Source organism: Buttiauxella sp. AC142, from assembly GCF_979253435.1.
Window position 1 is genome coordinate 3,370,663 of sequence record NZ_CEEDCH010000001.1, and the last position, 19,904, is coordinate 3,390,566.

13 protein-coding genes are annotated in these 19,904 nt (G+C 52.7%); 4 read left to right on the forward strand and 9 right to left on the reverse strand.

Going from position 1 to position 19,904, the window contains the following annotated elements; translation table 11 throughout:
- Window positions 1–42: 42 nt before the first annotated feature.
- A complete protein-coding gene (locus AC0IWZ_RS15725) occupies window positions 43–3,330 on the reverse strand; it encodes a DUF5107 domain-containing protein (RefSeq protein WP_471678952.1) in 3,288 nt (1,095 codons plus the stop codon).
- 115 nt (window positions 3,331–3,445) lie between these two features.
- Between AC0IWZ_RS15725 and AC0IWZ_RS15730 the strand changes: the two genes are divergently transcribed.
- A complete protein-coding gene (locus tag AC0IWZ_RS15730) occupies window positions 3,446–4,642 on the forward strand; it encodes an ROK family protein (RefSeq protein ID WP_259266595.1) in 1,197 nt (398 codons plus the stop codon).
- 43 nt (window positions 4,643–4,685) lie between these two features.
- Here AC0IWZ_RS15730 and glyA read toward each other — a convergent pair whose 3' ends face one another.
- Complete coding sequence (glyA, locus tag AC0IWZ_RS15735) at window positions 4,686–5,939, reverse strand: serine hydroxymethyltransferase (RefSeq protein ID WP_034497731.1); 1,254 nt, start codon at window positions 5,937–5,939, stop codon at window positions 4,686–4,688.
- A 346-nt stretch (window positions 5,940–6,285) separates the two neighbouring features.
- On the opposite strand from glyA, the gene hmpA reads away from it, so the two are divergent.
- On the forward strand, window positions 6,286–7,476 hold the full coding sequence (hmpA, locus tag AC0IWZ_RS15740) for an NO-inducible flavohemoprotein (RefSeq protein ID WP_471678951.1): 1,191 nt from the start codon (window positions 6,286–6,288) through the stop codon (window positions 7,474–7,476).
- 93 nt (window positions 7,477–7,569) lie between these two features.
- On the opposite strand, the gene glnB is transcribed toward hmpA, so the two are convergent.
- The 5 genes from glnB to purL form a co-directional block, all read right to left on the reverse strand.
- The gene (gene glnB / locus AC0IWZ_RS15745) at window positions 7,570–7,908 is read right to left on the reverse strand and encodes a nitrogen regulatory protein P-II (RefSeq protein WP_002438074.1); all 339 of its coding nucleotides are present in this window, start codon (window positions 7,906–7,908) and stop codon (window positions 7,570–7,572) included.
- A gap of 50 nt (window positions 7,909–7,958) precedes the next feature.
- A complete protein-coding gene (gene glrR / locus AC0IWZ_RS15750) occupies window positions 7,959–9,296 on the reverse strand; it encodes a two-component system response regulator GlrR (RefSeq protein WP_034497734.1) in 1,338 nt (445 codons plus the stop codon).
- Complete coding sequence (qseG, locus tag AC0IWZ_RS15755) at window positions 9,293–9,961, reverse strand: two-component system QseEF-associated lipoprotein QseG (protein WP_471678950.1); 669 nt, start codon at window positions 9,959–9,961, stop codon at window positions 9,293–9,295. Before qseG ends, glrR begins: the two co-directional genes overlap by 4 nt.
- Window positions 9,962–9,964: 3 nt before the next feature.
- Window positions 9,965–11,401 (reverse strand): sensor histidine kinase, encoded by a 1,437-nt coding sequence (locus AC0IWZ_RS15760; RefSeq protein ID WP_471678949.1) that lies wholly within the window; start codon window positions 11,399–11,401, stop codon window positions 9,965–9,967.
- Between the two features lie 528 nt (window positions 11,402–11,929).
- Window positions 11,930–15,817, reverse strand: coding sequence for a phosphoribosylformylglycinamidine synthase (purL, locus tag AC0IWZ_RS15765; protein WP_471678948.1), 3,888 nt, complete (start codon window positions 15,815–15,817; stop codon window positions 11,930–11,932).
- A gap of 270 nt (window positions 15,818–16,087) precedes the next feature.
- On the opposite strand from purL, the gene mltF reads away from it, so the two are divergent.
- Window positions 16,088–17,644, forward strand: a complete 1,557-nt coding sequence (mltF, locus tag AC0IWZ_RS15770) for a membrane-bound lytic murein transglycosylase MltF (RefSeq protein ID WP_471678947.1) — start codon at window positions 16,088–16,090, stop codon at window positions 17,642–17,644.
- Here the strand turns inward: mltF and tadA are convergent.
- Together tadA and yfhb are read right to left on the reverse strand one after the other, a co-directional pair.
- A complete protein-coding gene (gene tadA / locus AC0IWZ_RS15775; protein WP_471678946.1) occupies window positions 17,529–18,032 on the reverse strand; it encodes a tRNA adenosine(34) deaminase TadA in 504 nt (167 codons plus the stop codon). The two genes, mltF and tadA, sit on opposite strands and share 116 nt — an antisense overlap.
- Before the next feature lie 78 nt (window positions 18,033–18,110).
- Window positions 18,111–18,749 carry a phosphatidylglycerophosphatase C gene (gene yfhb, locus AC0IWZ_RS15780; protein ID WP_034497737.1) on the reverse strand — a complete coding sequence of 213 codons (639 nt, stop codon included), beginning with the start codon at window positions 18,747–18,749 and terminating at the stop codon, window positions 18,111–18,113.
- A 272-nt stretch (window positions 18,750–19,021) separates the two neighbouring features.
- On the opposite strand from yfhb, the gene AC0IWZ_RS15785 reads away from it, so the two are divergent.
- Window positions 19,022–19,870 carry a MurR/RpiR family transcriptional regulator gene (locus tag AC0IWZ_RS15785; protein ID WP_034497738.1) on the forward strand — a complete coding sequence of 283 codons (849 nt, stop codon included), beginning with the start codon at window positions 19,022–19,024 and terminating at the stop codon, window positions 19,868–19,870.
- The last annotated feature ends 34 nt before the right edge of the window (window positions 19,871–19,904 follow it).

Genomic DNA, 19,904 nt, shown 5'->3' on the forward strand with positions numbered 1-19,904 from the left:
TAGAGATACAGAGGAGCGGGAGTTATCTCCCGCCGTTTATTGTTATTTCAACACCAGGGGAAATACGCCGTTATGCACTGCCAGTTGCAGCAAGTGCGCTTTGTCATGAGCCGGATTTTGTGACAGCAAGGCTTTCAAGGCTGCTTCAAATTCGGCGAGCTCACCCAATCCAAGATGCCCAAGGGCTGCGACAAACAGGCAGTGTTGGTGATGCACAGCCTGACGATCGGCATCTAGCGCCACTAAATCTGGTAGGGAGACAGCAAAGAAATCGGGTTCAGACAGATCGTTAAAGTGCGCATCAGCCCAGGCAATAAAGTGGCGAAACTGCATCTCGGCCTGCTCTTTTTCGCCGATACGGACCAACGCCATGGCCTGGTAGAACAGGTAATCAACCGGCTGATCGTTGTAGTAACGCCCGGCTTCCAGCGTGGAGCCGCCCTCCAGCGCACGTTCGTAGCAATGCTGCGCACGCTCTGGTTGTTGGCTTTGCTGCGCACACCAACCCAGCAGATACCAGATATCGTTATCGCTCTGGCCAACTAAACGTCCTTCGCCGAGGTTTTCCGGGTAACTGAGCGCCTGCTGAAGTCGCTCTTCGGCTTTTCCAAACTGCTTATCGGCAATGTACGCCAGCGCCCTGCGTTGAAGATTTATCAGATACTGCCCGGTGACTTTGCCTTCGCCGCCCTCCCACGGGTGAAATTTACGCTGCGCTAAAACTTGCGCTGCGGCATCTGTTTCTCCATGGATATTCCACAGGCTGAGTAATTCTGCGGTCAGATCGTCACGTTTAAGGACCACGTCGCGGCGAGCCGCAAGATGCGCCAGGCGTTGTTCGGTAGAGCGACCGGTGAGTTTTTGCAAGTAATCCAGTTCAAACAGGAAGCGGGCGTTATCCGGCTCCAGAGCAACCGCGCGTTGCAGATACTGTTCCGCCAGTTCGGCATTGTGTTTTTTATTCCAGGCATGAATGCCCAACACCCGCTGAACCGCAGCAAATTCCGGGAGCTGCTCAGCAGCGAATTGCCAGCAGGCCACCGCGTCGTCATAGCGACGTTTGCTGTACCAGAAACATCCCAGCAGATATTGCGCGAAGCCATCATGCGGCAAACGTTGCAGCATTTGCACTTCGTCCAGCGTGTTCGGGAAGCGAACTTTGCGGGCAAAATTGTCCTGCGCCTGCTGCACAAAAGCATGTTGCTGTGCATGGTCAGTTTCCAGTGCCGCACGCCACAACAGCGGCATCGCTTCTTGTGAATCCATCACACTCAGCAATTCCCGGGCCTGCGTTTCATGGCCCAGACTCACCAGCCAACCCGCGAGAACACTGGCATTCACGCCGCGTTTACCGGTCACGCGCAGCAGTTCAGCACGGTCAGTTTCACTTTGCGTAATCACCCAGCGGGCATAATGCAGAACGTAACTGAGCGGGTATTCTTCAAGCTGCTGCGCAACCCAGCCCAGTGCTTTTTGTGACGCGCCGGTTTGATGAAACGCCAGCGCTTTCAGCCCCATTGCCAGGTGATTGCTGGCGTTAAATTTCAGGCTTTGATTCACAAATGCCAGCGCCTGCGCGGCTTCATCTTTGCGCAGCGCCAGGCGAGCAAGCGCGTAAAATGCGGCATCACGGCAATTGCCACTCCAGCTCGCTTTAAAATAATCGTCAAACGCCCCGGCGCAGTCGTCCTGCCTCTCTTTTGCCGCCCCACGCAACATGCTGGCATCACCGTTTTGCGGGTTTTTGTTCAGACGATGCGCGCGTTTCAGCGCGGCGTCGGCGTACTGTTCGGCAAGCGCCCAGTTTCCCCGGTTCAGCTCGAGCTGGCCTAATGCCACGTTACAACGGTAATCCTCCGGGTCCAGCGCCAGCGCTCGTTGGTAATAATCAAACGCCGAGCGGCTGGCGTGCAGATATTGCTCCAGATGCTGGCCGATGAAATACAGCTCGTCGCAATGGGTGATGTCCTGTGGTTTTGCCGGAACACTGGCAGGCTGCGGCAGCGGTAGATCTTCTGGAACGTGTTCGCAGTAGCTGAGAATAAGTTTGCCCTGCGCATCACGCAGATTCAGCGTCAGGCGCTGTGGCCAGCCGTCGCTGATAGCTTCCTGCCACGCCTGCGCGGGTTGCAGTGAAAGTGGGGTTTTCCACAACGTTCTACCCGCTGATTCAATGTCTAACGTAACGTCTGGCAACGGCGCGATGGCGTAGACTCCGAGGTGCAGTTCACCGTTATGGCGCTCAAGTTTCATCGCCGCCTGAGTGTTGGCGTTTTGCAGCGTGCCCAATTGGCTGTATGGCAGGAAATTCTGCACGAAGATTTTTTCTTCGTAAGGCGCAATCCAGGTGAAATCCGGCTGGTTATCGGTGAACACCCCCGTCATTAACTCGATATAGGGGCCGTTTTCATCCGTCAGATTGCGATCCCACGCCTGGCCGAAATCACAGTTTCCCCACGTCCATTGTTTCTTGCCTGGTGAAACATGGTGATCGGCAATATGCAGCAAACCGCCCTGCTCGCCGTGATGGTAAGCGCCGACAAAATCGTAATCTGATTTATCCGCCATGTAAGACGTTGGCACAGGAATGTTTTTGTAGCGCGAGATATCCACGCCTGCGGAATAGTCGACTTTGTAGTAGGTGCCGTGGGCGATCGGGAAGGCGGAAACATCACGTTTGCCGTGATCGAATACCGCGGTGACATCAGGGGGGAATACGCTTTGGTGATCGTCGCCGCCTTTGACTGCCGGATTCGCCCACCACAGGAAATGGCGCGGCGTGGCGTTGCCGTTGAATACTTTGCCGGTGATTTCAATCAGCGCTTTTTCCGGGTAGAGCGTAAACCCGGTCATGACTTGCAAGCCGCGCATCGGCTCCACTTCACCCAACCAGACGGTTTGTGCGCCGTTGCCATGCTTCTGGAAAGTCACATCGACAGGCATAAAAGTGGTTGGGCGATGATGTTGCGGCCAGTTAAATTCGATACCGCCGGAAATCCACGGCCCGACCAATCCCACCAGCGCCGGTTTCACCACTTCGTTGTAGTAAACGAAATCGCGCTCCATCACTTTGTCATAAGCGCGGTGAATACGCCCCCCCAGTTCTGGTAGCAGCATCACGCGGATAAAATCATTTTCTATCCAGACGGCATTGTAATCACGCATTTCGCGCACACCGCTCAGGGTGTCAATCACGCCGTAGGGATAAACCGCACCGGATGATCCCTGGTAAACACGGCTTTCAAGGAACATCGGATTCGGGTCTTCTGCACCGGTCGTCCATGTGGGTAACGCAATCGTCTCTTGCCAGACGTTAACGGCTCCGTACATTTCGCTTCTCCAGTAAACAAACAACAGTGAAATACGTTATGTTTGCAGTGTAGAGAACTCATTGCGCCTTAGAATGCTTAATGCTCACACAATAAAGTTAACGGAGTTTAGTGAAATGTATGATTCAGGGCTGAACAACCAACGCGTGCGGCAACTCAATCGCCAGACGTTGATGAAACTGGTGTGGCAGCATAAGCGGCTCAGTAAATCGCAGTTTTCGCAGTACACCGGGCTATCGATTCCCGCAGTGAGCAAGATTCTTGATGAATTAGTCGTAGACGGAAAGCTCAGCCATTCCAGTGAAAATCTGAGTAACCGTGGAATCAACAGCGGCAGTTACCAAATCCCGCCCGATGGCGATTTCATTCTTTGCATGAATGTCACCCCCACCAGCATTGAAAGCCAGCTGTGCGATGCACAGCTTTCACCGCAGGGGGAGTTTGAACGGATTCAGGTTAATGCTGCTACGCCACAGGCACTACTCGCGGCTATCGAGAATATCTGGCGCACGCAACGTAAATGCTGGCCGAAAAAGAAAATTAACCTGGCGCTCGGGATCCACGGGCAAGTCGATCCGGTTACGGGAGTGTCGCAAACCATGCCGCAAGCGCCGTGGCGTGAACCGGTCGAAATCAAATATCTTCTGGAAGAAAAGCTCGGCGTAACCGTCAGGGTGGATAACGACTGCGTGATGCTGGCGCTGGCAGAGAAATGGCAGAATCCGGCGAATCGCCAGGATTTCTGTGTGATAAACGTCGATTACGGTATCGGTTCTTCATTTGTGATTAACGGGCAAATTTATCGCGGCAGCCTGTACGGCAGCGGGCAAATCGGCCACACGATTGTGAACCCCGACGGCATGGCGTGTGACTGCGGACGTTATGGCTGCCTGGAAACTGTGGCCTCGTTGACGGCGTTAAAAAAGCAGGCGCGCATCTGGCTAAAATCACAACCCATTTCGCCAAAGCTCGACCCGGAATCTATTACTTCAACACAGTTAATTACCGCCTGGCATGAAGGTAATGAATACGTTTGCCGTTGGGTAGAAAACGCCGCTAACGCCATTGGGTTAAGCCTGTACAACTTCCTCAATATTTTGAATATCAATCAGATTTTGTTTTATGGCAGAAGCTGCGGGTTTGGCGAAAGCTGGCTTGCGACCATCGACAAGCAAATTGGATTTAATCCGTTTGACCATGGCGATTCACTCAAGGCAAATGCGACACAAATCAGTTTCGGGCAGTTGAGTCGACCGCAACAGGTGATGGGAGTGGGTTATTTGTACGCTGAAGAGTCGTTGAATCAGGTGTGATTTGGGCATAAAAAAACCCCGGCGAGCCGGGGTCTTCAACAGATTATGCGTACACCGGTAAGCGTGCGCAGATATCGAGAACTTTCTGCTTAGTGCGCTCGATAACCGCTTCGTCGTTGATGCTATCCAACACATCACACATCCAGCCAGCCAGTTCACGGACGTCAGCTTCAGTGAAGCCACGGCGCGTCACAGCAGGCGTACCGATACGGATACCGGAAGTCACAAACGGGCTCTTAGGATCGTTTGGCACGCTGTTTTTGTTCACGGTGATGTTTGCACGGCCCAGCGCTGCATCAGCTTCTTTACCGGTCAGGTTTTTATCAACCAGGTCCAGCAAGAACAGGTGGTTATCAGTACCGCCAGAAACCACTTTGTAGCCACGTTCCAGGAACACGGCAACCATCGCTTTCGCGTTTTTGGCAACCTGGTGCTGGTAAGTTTTGAACTCAGGTTCCATGGCTTCTTTCAATGCCACAGCTTTGCCCGCGATGACGTGCATCAGTGGGCCGCCCTGCGCGCCTGGGAATACCGCGGAGTTCAGTTTCTTGTACAGCTCTTCGCTGCCGCCTTTCGCGAGGATTAAACCACCGCGTGGGCCTGCCAACGTTTTGTGCGTTGTGGTCGTCACAACATGAGCATGTGGAACCGGGTTCGGGTAAACGCCAGCCGCAATCAGGCCTGCAACGTGCGCCATATCGACGAACAGCTTCGCATCGACCATGTCAGCGATTTCACGCATTTTTGCCCAGTCAACGACGCCGGAATAAGCAGAGAAACCACCGATGATCATTTTCGGTTTGTGTTCTTTGGCTTGTTTTTCCAGATCTGCGTAATCAATGTGACCTGTTTCATCGATGCCGTAAGGAACGATGTTGTACAGCTTGCCGGAGAAGTTAACCGGGGAGCCGTGAGTCAGGTGGCCGCCGTGTGCCAGGTTCATACCCAGAACGGTATCGCCTGGTTCCAGCAAAGTGGTGTATACCGCAAAGTTAGCCTGTGAACCGGAGTGCGGCTGTACGTTAGCGTAATCAGCGCCGAACAGCTCTTTTGCACGGTCGATAGCCAGTTGCTCAACCACGTCGACATATTCACAGCCGCCGTAGTAACGCTTGCCTGGGTAGCCTTCTGCGTATTTGTTGGTTAACTGAGAACCCTGAGCCTGCATCACGCGCGGGCTGGTGTAGTTTTCGGAGGCGATCAGTTCAATGTGCTCTTCCTGACGTACTTTTTCTTGCTCCATAGCCTGCCACAGTTGGGCATCATAATCGGCAATGTTCATTTCACGTTTTAACATTCGCATCTCCAGACTCAGCTAACAGTAAATATTTGAACAGCTTTTTGGCCGCCTTAAATACAACGGGCAACAGTGTAAACCGAAACAGTGTTGCGTGATAGGTCTTGACATAGGTTTTTACGCAAACGATTGGCTTGGCGTCCTGCAAGGGTTTGAAGGCAAAAGTCATCGCTTATTTCAACGGATATTAATTCATCATCAACTTGCAGAAATTTCATGTTCTGTGAGCCGAATCGACTCAGTCAGTATCCATTTACAATGTAGTGCTTTTTTTTTGGCGAAGAGTTTTATAAGATGCATTTAAAATACATCATTAGATTTTAATGTCAGAAAATGGAGCTATACCATGCTTGATGCCCAAACCATCGCTGTTGTGAAATCCACCATTCCCCTGCTTGCCGCGACCGGCCCAAAACTTACCGCACATTTTTACGACCGTATGTTCAGCCATAACCCTGAGCTGAAGGAAATCTTTAATATGAGCAACCAGCGCAACGGCGATCAGCGTGAAGCGCTGTTCAATGCTATTTGCGCGTACGCGACCAATATTGAAAATCTGGCTGTGCTATTGCCTGCGGTAGAAAAAATTGCGCAGAAGCACACCAGCTTCCAGATCAAACCTGAGCAGTACGATATTGTCGGCGGCCATCTTTTGGCTACGCTGGATGAAATGTTCAGCCCGGGCCAGGAAGTGCTGGATGCCTGGGGCAAAGCGTATGGTGTGCTGGCGGGCGTGTTTATCAATCGTGAAGCGGAAATCTATCAGGACAATGCAGCGAAAAATGGCGGTTGGGAGGGCACTCGCGCGTTCCGTATTGTGGCAAAAGAGCCGCAAAGCACGCTGATTACCAGCTTTGAGTTTGAGCCTGTCGATGGCAAATCCGTTGCCGATTATCAGCCAGGCCAATACCTCGGTGTGTGGTTGAAACCAGAAGGTTTCCCGCATCAGGAAATTCGCCAGTATTCACTGACTCGTAAAGCCGATGGCAAAAGCTATCGCATCGCAGTGAAGCGTGAAGATTTGGGCCAGGTTTCAAGCTGGTTGCATAACCACGCACAAGTCGGTGATGAAGTGCATCTGGCTGCGCCTGCCGGTGATTTCTTTATGGACGTGAACGCACAAACTCCGGTTACGCTGATTTCCGCAGGCGTTGGCCAGACGCCAATGTTGGCAATGTTGGATACGCTGGCAAAAACTCAGCATGCAGCCCAGGTGAACTGGTTCCACGCGGCAGACCATAGCGACGTGCACGCATTTGCCGATGAAGTAACTCTGTTGGGTGCGCAATTGCCACGTTTTGAAAGCCACGTGTGGTATCGCCAACCGAGTGAAAACTGCCGCGCGCAGGCGAAGTTTGATAGCGAAGGTTTGATGGATTTAGTCGCTTTTGAGAGCAGAATTAGTGCGCCTGATATGCAGTTTTATCTGTGCGGTCCGGTGAGCTTTATGCGTTTTGCGGCGGAGCAGCTAGTGAAATTGGGCGTTGAGCAGAGCCGAATTCACTATGAGTGTTTTGGCCCGCATAAAGTGATGTAATTTTTCAGCCGAAAACATGCCCTCTCCCACAGGAGAGGGGATTTTCTTTCCCCCTAGCCCCTTTGGGGAGAGGGCCGGGGTGAGGGGTAAAAATTAAATCGCGGCGTCGTCTTCTTCGCCAGTACGGATACGCACCACGCGAGCAACATCGAAGACAAAGATTTTACCATCGCCGATTTTGCCTGTTTGCGCGGTGCGGATGATGGTATCCACGCAGGTATCAACGATATCGTCGGTGACGACAATTTCAATTTTCACTTTCGGCAGGAAATCCACCATGTACTCAGCGCCACGGTACAGTTCGGTATGCCCTTTCTGACGACCAAAACCTTTAACTTCTGTGACCGTCATGCCAGTGATGCCAACTTCTGCCAGCGCTTCGCGAACGTCATCCAGCTTGAACGGTTTAATAATCGCATCAATTTTTTTCATAGTTTTCTCTGTCATCCCGCACTTCATCGATAGCCCAAACTTACCACAGACTACTCTTTAAAGTCATTGGCATCGAGCTCATGCCGTGAGAGTAATTTGTAGAATTCAGTACGGTTACGTCCCGCAACACGCGCCGCCTGAGTCACATTTCCTTTGGTCATTTGCAACAGTTTGCGCAGGTAATTCAGCTCAAACTGATTACGCGCCTCGACAAACGTCGGCAGCGCGGTGTTCTCACCTTCCAGCGCCTGATGCACCAGCGCATCGCTGATAACCGGAGCGGACGTCAACGCTACACATTGTTCAATCACGTTGACCAACTGGCGCACGTTGCCCGGCCAGCTTGCCGCCATCAGCCGCTTCATGGCATCGGTTGAGAAGCTGCGCACAAACGGCTTATGCCTGTCGGCGGACTGGCGTAACAAATGGTTTGCCAGCAACGGCACATCTTCTGCACGCTCTTGCAACGCAGGAATTTTCAGGCTCACCACGTTGAGGCGGTAAAATAAGTCTTCACGAAACTCGCCGCGCTCCATCGCTTTAGGTAAATCACGGTGAGTAGCCGAGAGAATACGCACGTCGATATCCAGGTCGCGGTTGCTGCCCAACGGGCGCACTTTACGCTCCTGCAAAACACGTAACAATTTGACCTGCAAAGGAATCGGCATGTCGCCAATTTCATCGAGGAATAACGTTCCGCCTTCTGCGGCCTGGAATAACCCTTCCCTGCTGCTGACCGCGCCAGTAAACGCACCGCGGGCATGACCAAAAAGCTCGGATTCCAGTAGCTGTTCCGGCAGCGCGCCGCAGTTAATGGCGATAAATGCTTTTTTGCTGCGTGGGCTGGCGTTATGAATGGCCTGCGCCAGAATCTCTTTGCCGGTGCCACTTTGCCCGTTAATCAACACACTGACGTCCGACTGCGCGACCATCCGCGCCTGCTCCAGCAAACGCAGCATAACGGGGCTTCGTGTGACGATGGTATCGCGCCACATGTCGTCCCCGGCGATGACCGAGTGCACCAGCGCATCGTCAATGGCTTTATAAAGCGCGTCTTTATCGACAGGCTTAGTCAGGAAGCTAAACACGCCCTGTTGCGTTGCCGCGACGGCGTCAGGTATCGAGCCGTGAGCGGTCAAAATGATCACCGGCATGCCCGGATACACTTTCTGGATTTCAGCGAACAGCGCCATACCGTCCATTTCGTCCATCCGCAAATCACTGATCACCAGGTCGATTTTTTCACGACCAAGCAGACGCAACCCTTCGGCACCGCTTTCGGCAGTCGAGACGGTGTAACCTTCGCTGGTCAGGCGCATACCGAGAAGTTTCAGCAAGCCCGGATCGTCATCGACCAGCAGTAATCTGGCGGGTTTACGTTGCGTCATGGTTTCGCCTCCTGCGCGGGTTTGGTGTTGTCCGGCAATTCTGTGCTGGCAGGTTTACGGCTGGAAAGCTGACGCTCGATGTCGGTTAAGTTTTCCAGTTTTCGGGTGGTCAAACTTAACTGGCTTCTGAGTCGTTGTTGCTGCTCGCGCAGCGTGTCCAGCTCGCTGTCTGAGGATTGCTGCAATTTACTGTAGCGCGTGCGTTCGTCTGAAAGCGCCAGCAAAGATGCCTGCCCATCACGCCATACCTGGAACAATGAACGCACCTGCGAAGGGACTTCAGCTGTCATCGTATCGAGCTTAACCATATAACGGCGGCGCTCGGTGGGGGAGATTTTGGCATTCGCCAGCAAAATGCCTCGCTTGAAGGTATCGCGCCAGCTATCGGACGGCCAGCGACGTGCTTCCGCTCGCGCCTGTGCAGGCGCTAAACGTTCGGCGCAGTCCATCGCCCGCAGCCAGTACAGCGGGTTGCTCATGGAGTCGTGGCTCTGGTTTTGCCAGATATCTTCACAATCTGTCGATAGGTAATCCGCCAGCTGTTGTTCCGGCTCTTCTGCCACCGGCGGATGTTTTACGTCTTTGGGCGCTGCGTTTTGCACACAACTCGCCAGCAATAAGGGCAGGAGCAATGCTGACAAAGGGCGAAAAATAGTCACTTTCATTTTTTATTTGTTCTCGGGAAAAACAGGCAACTCAATTCGGAAGCAGACATCTGCCGTTTCATCGTCAATCAGATGCAATTCGCCATGCATGCGACGGATACAATCCTGGGCAATACTCAGGCCCAGGCCACTCCCTTTAACCGCACCTTTGCGCTGGTGACTTCCCTGATAAAAAGGTTCAAAAATCATCTCTCGCTCCGCAGGCGGAATAGGATCACCCGTATTACCGACATCAATGTGAAGAGTTTTCCCCACCTGCGTGCTACGTAAATAAATGGTACCGGATTCAGACCCATAGTGCACCGCATTGGAATAGAGATTATCCAGTACGCTCATGAGCAACATGGGTTCGGCGAGGACAGGCTCCGGGCTAAATTCACATACGGTACGCATCATTTTAGCCCGTGCTGGCAAACTGTGAGCGGCAATAATCACATCCACTAACGGTGCCAATTCAACTTTCTCAAGTTCGACCGGAACGTCCGCCAGTTTGCGGTTGTAATCCAGCAGTTGTTCAATCAATTTTTGCAGGTGACGACTGCTGTTATCGAGGATTTCGACCACCTCTTTTTGGTCGTTGGTTAACGGCCCAACAACTTGGTCTGCCAGCAGTTCAGTGCCTTCGCGCATACTGGCGAGGGGAGTTTTTAACTCATGTGAGATATGGCGTAAAAACTCATGGCGCTGAGATTCAAGCCAGGACAGACGTTCGCTTAACCAGACAATTCGCTGCCCCACCGAGCGCAGTTCGCGCGGCCCTTTAAACAACACCGCGTTGCCCAATGAATGACCTTCGCCCAGTAAATTGATCATCCGTTCAATGCCTTTAACTGGGCCGATAATCATGCGCGTGAAGATAATCACCAGCGCGACGCTTAACAAAAACAGCACCAGCGCCTGCCAGCCGAAGAACTGTCCGCGTTCGGCGATTTCTTGCTGGAGTTGCTGCCCACGAGAGAACACCACCGCGCGTGTCGCTTGCACCATTTCAGCATTAGCCGTGGCGAAGGTTTCAAGGTGTGCCGCGGCAGCGGAATCTGGCCCACTGTTTTTGCATTGAATTTCAGCGAGCTCGTTTAGCGACTGGCGCAATGTTTGATAAAGATGGTTGTCCGGCAGGACGCCTGCGTGGGCCTCGAGCATCTGGGCGTAACGTTTGCGCTGCCCCTCATAAACCTTAGCGAGAGTGGTATCGTCCAGCACACAGTACTGTCGATAGCTACGTTCCATTTCCAGCGCCACGTTGGTCATCGCTTCACTGCGACGCGCATCCACAAGCGTTGTGCGATTGGTGACGGCGGCCTGGTCGCTCAGCGCATTCAGGCTTTGCCAGGCTTGCCACGCCAGCACCAGCAAGGGAACCAGAACCAGCAAAAAGGCCATCATGACGAGCTGACGTAGGGAGCGAGGGAAAAAGTGCCACTGGTTCAATAGCTTCATCTCATTGTCTACCTGAATGATTCGATGCTAACGGGGATTGGCGGGAGTTGAAAGTTCAGAAACAACAAAGGCAGAGAATATTCTCTGCCTTTGTTCTGGAATCAGGCGGTGCCTTACTCAACGTTTCGCCCGGAGCATGATAAAGCAGTACAAGACTGACAATAATCAAAAGGTGGACGGCAGGCACCTGGAGTGCGTCATTCTAAGTTTTATGTAGCACAACCCTTGCGGGGGCTGACATAGGAGGGTGAATGAGCCACTGCGCAGTATTATGCATACTATGTGCCATGTTTGCTACAAATAATACATGCCAATGTTTCTATTATGTTTATTTGTTTAATCACTCACACTGCAAGCTGATTGTTTTTCAACCGTAACGTCGCTATTTAGCAACACTTAAATTTCATATTTTACATATCAATTAAAATCAATATGTTAAGTGTCGCAAATTAGAGACACACCAAGAGAGCCATTGTCGGGATAGGGTGACAAAAAAAATCCCTGCCGAGGCAGGGATTCCACAACAACTTAACCGAGTTGCTTACGCGCATTACGGAAAATGCGCATCCATGGGCTATCTTCGCCCCACTCTTCCGGGTGCCAGGAGTTACTTACAGTACGGAACACACGCTCAGGGTGCGGCATCATAATGGTCACGCGCCCGCTTTCGTTGGTCACCGCAGTAATACCGTTCGGGGAACCGTTCGGGTTCGCCGGGTAGTTTTGCGTAACTTTGCCGAAGTTGTCGATAAAGCGTAGTGCCACCAGCCCTTTGCTTTCCAGCGCTGCCAGATGCGCCGCATCACGCACTTCAACGTGCCCTTCGCCGTGAGAAACCGCGATTGGCATGTGGGAGCCGACCATGCCTTGCAGCAGTAAAGACGGGCTGGAGGTGACTTCTACCAGACTGAAGCGCGCTTCAAAGCGGTCTGAATGGTTACGCACAAAGCGCGGCCACAGGTCGCTTCCAGGAATCAGTTCGCGCAGGTTCGACATCATCTGGCAACCGTTACACACGCCCAACGCCAGAGTTTGTGGACGATGGAAGAAGGTTTCGAACTCATCACGCACGCGAGAGTTAAACAGAATGGATTTCGCCCAACCTTCTCCAGCACCCAGTACGTCGCCGTAAGAGAAGCCGCCACACGCCACCAGCGCCTGGAAATCTTCCAGACCACGACGGCCTGCCAGTAAATCACTCATGTGCACGTCAATGGCATCAAAGCCCGCACGGTGGAAGGCGGCCGCCATTTCAACGTGGGAGTTAACGCCCTGCTCGCGCAATACAGCCACTTTCGGACGCGCGCCTTTGACGATAAACGGTGCGGCGATATCTTCTTTAATATCGAAGCTCAGTTTAACGTTCAGGCCAGGATCGTTGTCATTGGCTTTCGCTTCATGTTCTTGATCGGCACATTCCGGGTTATCGCGCAGACGCTGCATCTGCCAGGTGGTTTCTGCCCACCACATGCGAAGCGTGGTGCGGCTTTCGCTAAATACCGTATGACCATCGGCAGTCAGTGTGAAACGGTCCCCCGCCACGGCTTTACCGAGGAAGTGAACGCATTCCGCAAGACCGTGGTCTGCCAACGTTTTCTCAACGGCGGCACGATCGGCTGCTTTCACCTGGATTACTGCACCTAACTCTTCATTAAAGAGTGCAGCCAGATGGTCTTTGCCAAGTGCGGCAATATCCGCTTCCACGCCACAGTGGCCGGCAAATGCCATCTCCGCCAGCGTGACCAACAGACCACCATCAGAACGGTCGTGGTAAGCCAGCAGTTTTTGCTCGGCCACCAGCGCCTGAATGGCGTTGAAGAAGCCTTTGAGTTGTTCGGCACTGCGAACGTCAGCAGGTTTGTCGCCAAGCTGGCGGTAAACCTGAGAAAGCGCAGTAGCGCCCAGCGCGTTGTGGCCCGCGCCCAAATCAATCAGCAACAGGGCGTTATCTTCGGTTTTCAGCTGTGGCGTTACGGTGCGGCGTACATCTTCAACACGGGCAAATGCGGTGATCACCAGCGACAGCGGAGAGGTCATCTCGCGTTGCTCGGTGCCTTCCTGCCAGCGGGTTTTCATCGACATAGAGTCTTTGCCGACTGGAATTGTCAGGCCAAGCGTCGGGCAAAGTTCTTCGCCCACGGCTTTCACCGCTTCGTACAGGCCAGCGTCCTCACCCGGATGACCGGCTGCGGACATCCAGTTTGCCGAGAGTTTAATACGGTTGAGTTCACCAATTTGCGTAGCCGCAATGTTGGTCAACGCTTCACCGACCGCCAGGCGACCTGATGCCGCGAAGTCCAGCAACGCAACCGGCGCACGTTCGCCCAGAGACATCGCTTCGCCGTAATAGCTATCCAGACTTGCGGTCGTGACCGCACAGTTAGCCACCGGGATCTGCCACGGGCCAACCATTTGATCACGCGCGACCATGCCGGTGACTGAGCGGTCGCCGATGGTCACGAGGAACGTTTTTTCCGCAACCGTTGGTAAATGCAGCACACGGTTGACCGCATCAGCAATCGTGATGTTACGGCAATCCAGCGCGTCACCTTTTGCTTTCAGCGTTTCAACGTTACGTTCCATTTTCGGCGTTTTGCCGAGCAACACATCCAGCGGCATATCAATTGGCTGGTTGTCGAAATGGCTATCGTTAAGCGTCAGATGTTTTTCTTCCGTCGCTTCACCAATCACGGCATATGGCGCTCGTTCACGGCGGCACAGTTCGTCAAACAGCGGCAACTGGTCTGGGGCAACGGCCAGAACATAACGTTCCTGGGATTCGTTACACCACACTTCCAACGGGCTCATGCCCGGCTCATCGTTCAGGATATCGCGCAGTTCAAAACGACCACCACGGCCGCCGTCACTCACCAACTCAGGCATGGCGTTGGAAAGGCCACCCGCGCCTACATCGTGAATAAACAGGATTGGGTTGGCATCGCCCAGTTCCCAGCAGCGGTCGATGACTTCCTGGCAACGGCGTTCCATTTCTGGGTTATCACGCTGTACGGAAGCAAAATCCAGATCCGCATCAGACTGGCCTGAAGCCATAGAAGAAGCTGCACCGCCGCCCAGGCCAATGTTCATGGATGGGCCACCGAGGACGATAAGTTTCGCGCCCACGGTGATTTCGCCTTTCTGCACATGATCGGCGCGAATGTTGCCGATACCGCCCGCCAGCATGATTGGCTTGTGGTAGCCGCGCAGTTCGACGCCGTTGTGGCTGTTAACTTGCTCTTCGTAGGTACGGAAGTATCCCGTCAGCGCCGGACGACCAAATTCGTTGTTAAATGCCGCACCGCCCAGAGGGCCGTCGGTCATGATATCCAGCGCGGTCACAATGCGATCGGGCTTGCCGAAATCTTCTTCCCATGGCTGTTCAAAGCCCGGAATACGTAAGTTAGAAACCGAGAAACCCACCAGGCCCGCTTTCGGTTTTGCGCCACGGCCTGTTGCGCCTTCATCACGGATTTCGCCGCCTGAACCGGTCGCCGCACCCGGCCAAGGGGAAATCGCGGTTGGGTGGTTGTGAGTTTCAACTTTCATCAGGATATGTGCGTCTTCCTGGTGATAGTCGTAACGTCCCGCTTCGTGGTCGGCAAAGAAGCGCCCTACCTGCGAGCCTTCCATGACTGCAGCGTTATCTTTATATGCCGATAACACGTAGTCAGGCGTTTTCTCAAAGGTGTTTTTAATCATTTTGAACAGTGATTTAGGCTGTTCCACGCCGTCAATAATCCAGTCGGCGTTAAAAATCTTGTGGCGGCAATGTTCGGAGTTAGCCTGCGCGAACATATACAGCTCGATGTCATTCGGGTTGCGACCCAGTTTAGTGAACGCATCCTGCAAGTAGTCGATTTCATCTTCTGCCAAAGCCAGCCCTAAACGGATGTTGGCTTCTACCAGCGCTTCGCGGCCCTGCGTTAACAGGTCAACGCTTTGCACCGGGGCAGGCGTGTGATGAGAGAACAGTTGCTGTGCATCGTCCAGCGCACCAAACACGCTTTCCATCATGCGGTCGTGCAGCAACGCAGCAACTTCCTGGCGCTGTGCATCGGTCAATGTGCTGGCAGTGATGTAATACGCCACGCCGCGTTCAAGGCGCTTAACTTTGGCGAGATCGCAGTTACGGGCAATGTCGGTGGCTTTGGAGGACCAGGGTGAGATGGTACCAGGACGTGGCGTAACCAGAATCAGGTTGCCAGTCGGGGCGTGGTCGGCAAGGGTTGGACCATATTTCAACAACCGTTGCAGGCGGGCGTGCTCTTCAGCCGTTAGCGGCGCCTCGAGATCGGCAAAGTGAATATACTCGGCATAAATGTCGCTGACCGGAAGGTTGGCGTCATTAAAGCGGGCCAGTAATTTGTTAATACGAAATGCCGATAAAGCGGGCGAACCACGCAGAATTTCCATCATCAAAGATCTCTCGTCTTCGAAACGCCAGGGGGACGCTTCAGTGGGCGCAAGGGGAAAACGGGCGCCATTATAGAGAATCCGCCGCCATGACGAAACCGTTTGCGTATAAATAAACGCATTAGTTTTCACTGATGGAAATTTAACCAGAAATGTTGAATATGTTGCACAGTGGCGTTTTGTTAAGCAAAATGCGCCACACCTTTTGGGAGCACCTCCACTTTTGAAGCCTGTTGTTAGCGAAAACTCTACGCCTCGTTGCAGATTAACTATTTGAAAAGATTTAAGATTAATTATCTGCTTATCGGTGCCGTAACCGTGTTGCTGGCAGTGGCGCTATGGCCCTCCATTCCCTGGTTCGGACAAGCCGAAAACCGTATCGCCGCCATTCAGGCGCGGGGGGTTTTGCGCGTCAGTACCATTCAATCACCTTTGACTTATGCCCAGTATCAGGGAAAAGAAATTGGCCTCGATTACGAGATGGCCGAACAATTTGCCCGTTACCTTGGCGTGAAACTGGAAGTGACCGTTCGTCCAAATATTCAAGAGCTGTTTGATGACATTGATAATGACAAAGCCGATGTGATTGCAGCAGGCCTGGTCTACAACACTCAACGCAGCCAGCATTACCAGGCGGGACCAGCCTACTATTCCGTTTCGCAGCAGATGGTTTATCGCATGGGTAGCCCGCGACCTAAAACATTGGCTGGCGTTAAAGAGAACCAGTTGGTGCTTTCGCCAGGCGTGACCTCGCTTAATGCATTGAAAAAGCTTAAAGAAGAGAAGTACCCAGATTTGAGCTGGCGTATCGACGAGAGGCACAGCAGCACTGAACTGTTGCAACAAGTTGTAGACGGGAAGATCGCTTTTACGATTGCAGATTCCGTCGCGATAAGCACTTTCCAGCGCGTTCATCCGCAACTTGCCGTCGCTCTGGATGTGACTGACGAGCAGCCCGTGACATGGTTTAGCGCGCTGGATGGCGATGATAGCCTTTCTGCGGCCCTTCTCGATTTTTATAACAAATTGAACAGCGACGGGACTTTTGCTCGCCTGGAAGAGAAATATCTTGGCCACGTTGGGGATTTTGATTACGTCGATACCCGCACGTTCCTCAAAGCCGTGGATTCCGTGTTGCCTGAGCTTCAGCCATTATTCGAAAAATATGCCACTGAAATAGACTGGCGTTTACTGGCGGCAATTTCGTATCAGGAATCACACTGGGACAACCAGGCTACGTCGCCAACCGGCGTGCGCGGGTTGATGATGCTGACTAAAAACACGGCACAAAGTCTCGGTGTGACGGACCGACTGGATCCAGAGCAAAGCATTGCAGGTGGAAGCCAGTATCTGAAAGATATGATGGCGAAAGTGCCTGAGAGCGTGCCGGAAGAAGAGCGGATTTGGTTTGCGCTGACAGCGTACAACATGGGGTATGCCCACATGCTGGATGCACGCCAACTAACAGCGAAGCAAAAAGGTAATCCGGATAGCTGGGCGGATGTTAAAATTCGTCTGCCTCTATTGAGCCAGAAACAGTATTACAGCAAAACAACTTATGGTTATGCCCGTGGCCATGAGGCGTATGCGTACGTCGAAAATATCCGTAAGTACCACATAAGCCTGGCAGGGTATTTACTTGAAAAAGAGAGACTGGAAGCGCAGGAAGAAAAATACGCGCAAGCGTATCCTGTCGTCGCGCCTGGAGAGCTGGCTACTCCGCGCTTCGGGCCTTTTCCTTTAGGGCCTTTTTCTCAAGACGACGCGCTCGAAAGAAATCGCTCAGCATTGCCGAACACTCTTCTGCCAGCACACCCTCAGTCACAGTAACCTGGTGGTTCATGCCAGGGTGTCTGAGCACGTCCATCAAAGAACCAATCGCACCCGTTTTGGCATCACGCGCACCAAATACCAGGTTGCCTATACGCCCGTGAACCATGGCTCCAGCACACATGACGCATGGCTCGAGGGTGACATAAAGCGTGGTGTCCAGTAGACGGTAGTTTTGCAAAACGACCCCACCCTGGCGCAGCGCCATGATTTCGGCATGAGCCGTGGGATCGTGTCGGCCAATCGGGCGATTCCAGCCCTCGCCAATCACCTGGTTGTGATGAACCAGCACCGCCCCGACCGGAACCTCACCTTCATCCCATGCGCGACGAGCGAGTACTAACGCATGACGCATCCAGTATTCATGGGTAAATTCACTTTCTGACACGGGATTCTCCGGGCACGGCTATATTCGGGCGCGCATTATACACACTCAACGCACCTATAACTTGAAGTATGAAGGATATTATTCCAACTGCTGCAACTGGCCAAGCGGTGTGACGCGCCAGCGATGCTGGCAAAAATAGAGCAGCGGGTTATCCTGGTTGCTGTCGCTATAACCACTATAAAGCTGTAGCGGTGTGCCAATTTTTTGTTCCAGCTGCGCCACTTTCTCATGCCCAAGACAGCGCAATGTAAGCACCCACCCTCCATGCGAGCGTTCAATCTGGCTGGCAATTAGCTTAACTTTCGGTAGCCACGGCGTGTCGAAATAAACTTGCTGAACAAGCGGTTGCGGTGAACCCGTGATTAACCAGACATCAGCATCTGAACTGGTCAGGTAATCCGTCAGACGCTGCTGGACTATCGGGAAGGCAGTGACACGCCCACGGAACCAGGCAACGAAGTTCGTTTCCAGCTGTTTGAGGCGTGTTTCGCTATGACCAAAGGTTGCTCCCCACAATAACAGGCTCATCGGCCAACGAGCGGCGCGTCCTTTAATCAGCAATGCCCCCCCTATCACCGGCAAAAGCGGAATGACAAGTAACAGATTGAGGGGCAGATGGCGCAACAGATAGCGCAAAAAGCTGCCGAACATATCCTGCTGATGCAGCGTGCCATCTAAATCGAAAAAGACTACCCGACGCTCACTCTGAGTTGCCAAACGTTACTCCTCTGGATCGTTATCACGTAAATATCAAACTAGCGATTACCGCTATCAGAAAGCCTAACAGATAGACCATCACTTTTCCGGTAACGGACAGCAAAGATTGCGAGTATTGGCTTTCGCGAACCTGTGAACCGGACTTTTCCGCCACCTTTGAATAATTAATTCCTTCAGGTTTCATAATAATGGAATATACAATTAATTCAGGCGAGTGAATTTACGTTATTATTGGGCCGCTCAGGTATTTGACCCGGCACACTGGAGAGGAAATGAATTGTTTACTGCGAATCCGAAGCCGCTACTCAACACTGGCACAGAGTGACCGTAAACTGGCCGACTTTCTGCTGGAAAAACCCGATCATGCCCGTCATTTAAGCTCGCAACAGCTTGCGGCTGAAGCTGGTGTAAGCCAATCAAGTGTGGTGAAGTTTTCACAAAAACTGGGCTTTAAGGGCTTCCCTGCCCTCAAACTCGCCATCAGCGAAGCGTTGGCAAGCGGCCAGGATCCACAATCTGTACCGGTTCATAATTTGATTCTTGGTGATGATCCGCTGCGTCTGGTCGGTGAAAAGCTGATTAAAGACAATATGGCGGCGATGCATGCCACGCTTGATATCAATAGCGAAGAAAAGCTGCTTGCCAGTGTGAATATGTTGCGTAATGCGCGGCGTGTCTTGTTGGTGGGGATAGGCGCATCCGGTCTGGTCGCCAAGAATTTTGCCTGGAAGCTGATGAAAATTGGCATTAATGCGGTCGCAGAACAAGATATGCACGCGCTGCTGGCGACCGCCCAAGCTTCAAGTACCGACGACGTATTGTTGGCTATTTCCTATTCTGGTGAACGGCGTGAGATAAATCTCGCCGCGGATGAAACTCTGCGTGCAGGTGCAAAAATCCTCGCCATTACCGGCTTCACGCCAAATGCGTTGCAGCAACGAGCCTCTCTTTGCTTGTATACCATCGCTGAAGAACAGGCGACGCGTAGCGCGGCTATCTCATCCACCAGCGCACAGATGATGCTAACCGATTTGCTGTTTATGGCGCTGGTTCAACGGGATCTGGAACACGCACCAGAACGCATTCGTCATAGTGAAGCGCTGGTAAAAAAACTGGTTTGATCGAGGATTGGGCGTATAATGCCCGCCCTGTTTC

What these genes read in the sequence shown, in the direction of transcription:
- glnB (WP_002438074.1), bottom strand. Translation starts at nt 7,908, where the DNA reads ATGAAAAAAATTGATGCGATTATTAAACCGTTCAAGCTGGATGACGTT.
- purL (WP_471678948.1), bottom strand. Translation starts at nt 15,817, where the DNA reads ATGATGGAAATTCTGCGTGGTTCGCCCGCTTTATCGGCATTTCGTATT.
- AC0IWZ_RS15785 (WP_034497738.1), top strand. Translation starts at nt 19,022, where the DNA reads ATGAATTGTTTACTGCGAATCCGAAGCCGCTACTCAACACTGGCACAG.
- hmpA (WP_471678951.1), top strand. Translation starts at nt 6,286, where the DNA reads ATGCTTGATGCCCAAACCATCGCTGTTGTGAAATCCACCATTCCCCTG.
- glrR (WP_034497734.1), bottom strand. Translation starts at nt 9,296, where the DNA reads ATGACGCAACGTAAACCCGCCAGATTACTGCTGGTCGATGACGATCCG.
- AC0IWZ_RS15760 (WP_471678949.1), bottom strand. Translation starts at nt 11,401, where the DNA reads ATGAAGCTATTGAACCAGTGGCACTTTTTCCCTCGCTCCCTACGTCAG.
- AC0IWZ_RS15730 (WP_259266595.1), top strand. Translation starts at nt 3,446, where the DNA reads ATGTATGATTCAGGGCTGAACAACCAACGCGTGCGGCAACTCAATCGC.
- glyA (WP_034497731.1), bottom strand. Translation starts at nt 5,939, where the DNA reads ATGTTAAAACGTGAAATGAACATTGCCGATTATGATGCCCAACTGTGG.
- qseG (WP_471678950.1), bottom strand. Translation starts at nt 9,961, where the DNA reads ATGAAAGTGACTATTTTTCGCCCTTTGTCAGCATTGCTCCTGCCCTTA.
- AC0IWZ_RS15725 (WP_471678952.1), bottom strand. Translation starts at nt 3,330, where the DNA reads ATGTACGGAGCCGTTAACGTCTGGCAAGAGACGATTGCGTTACCCACA.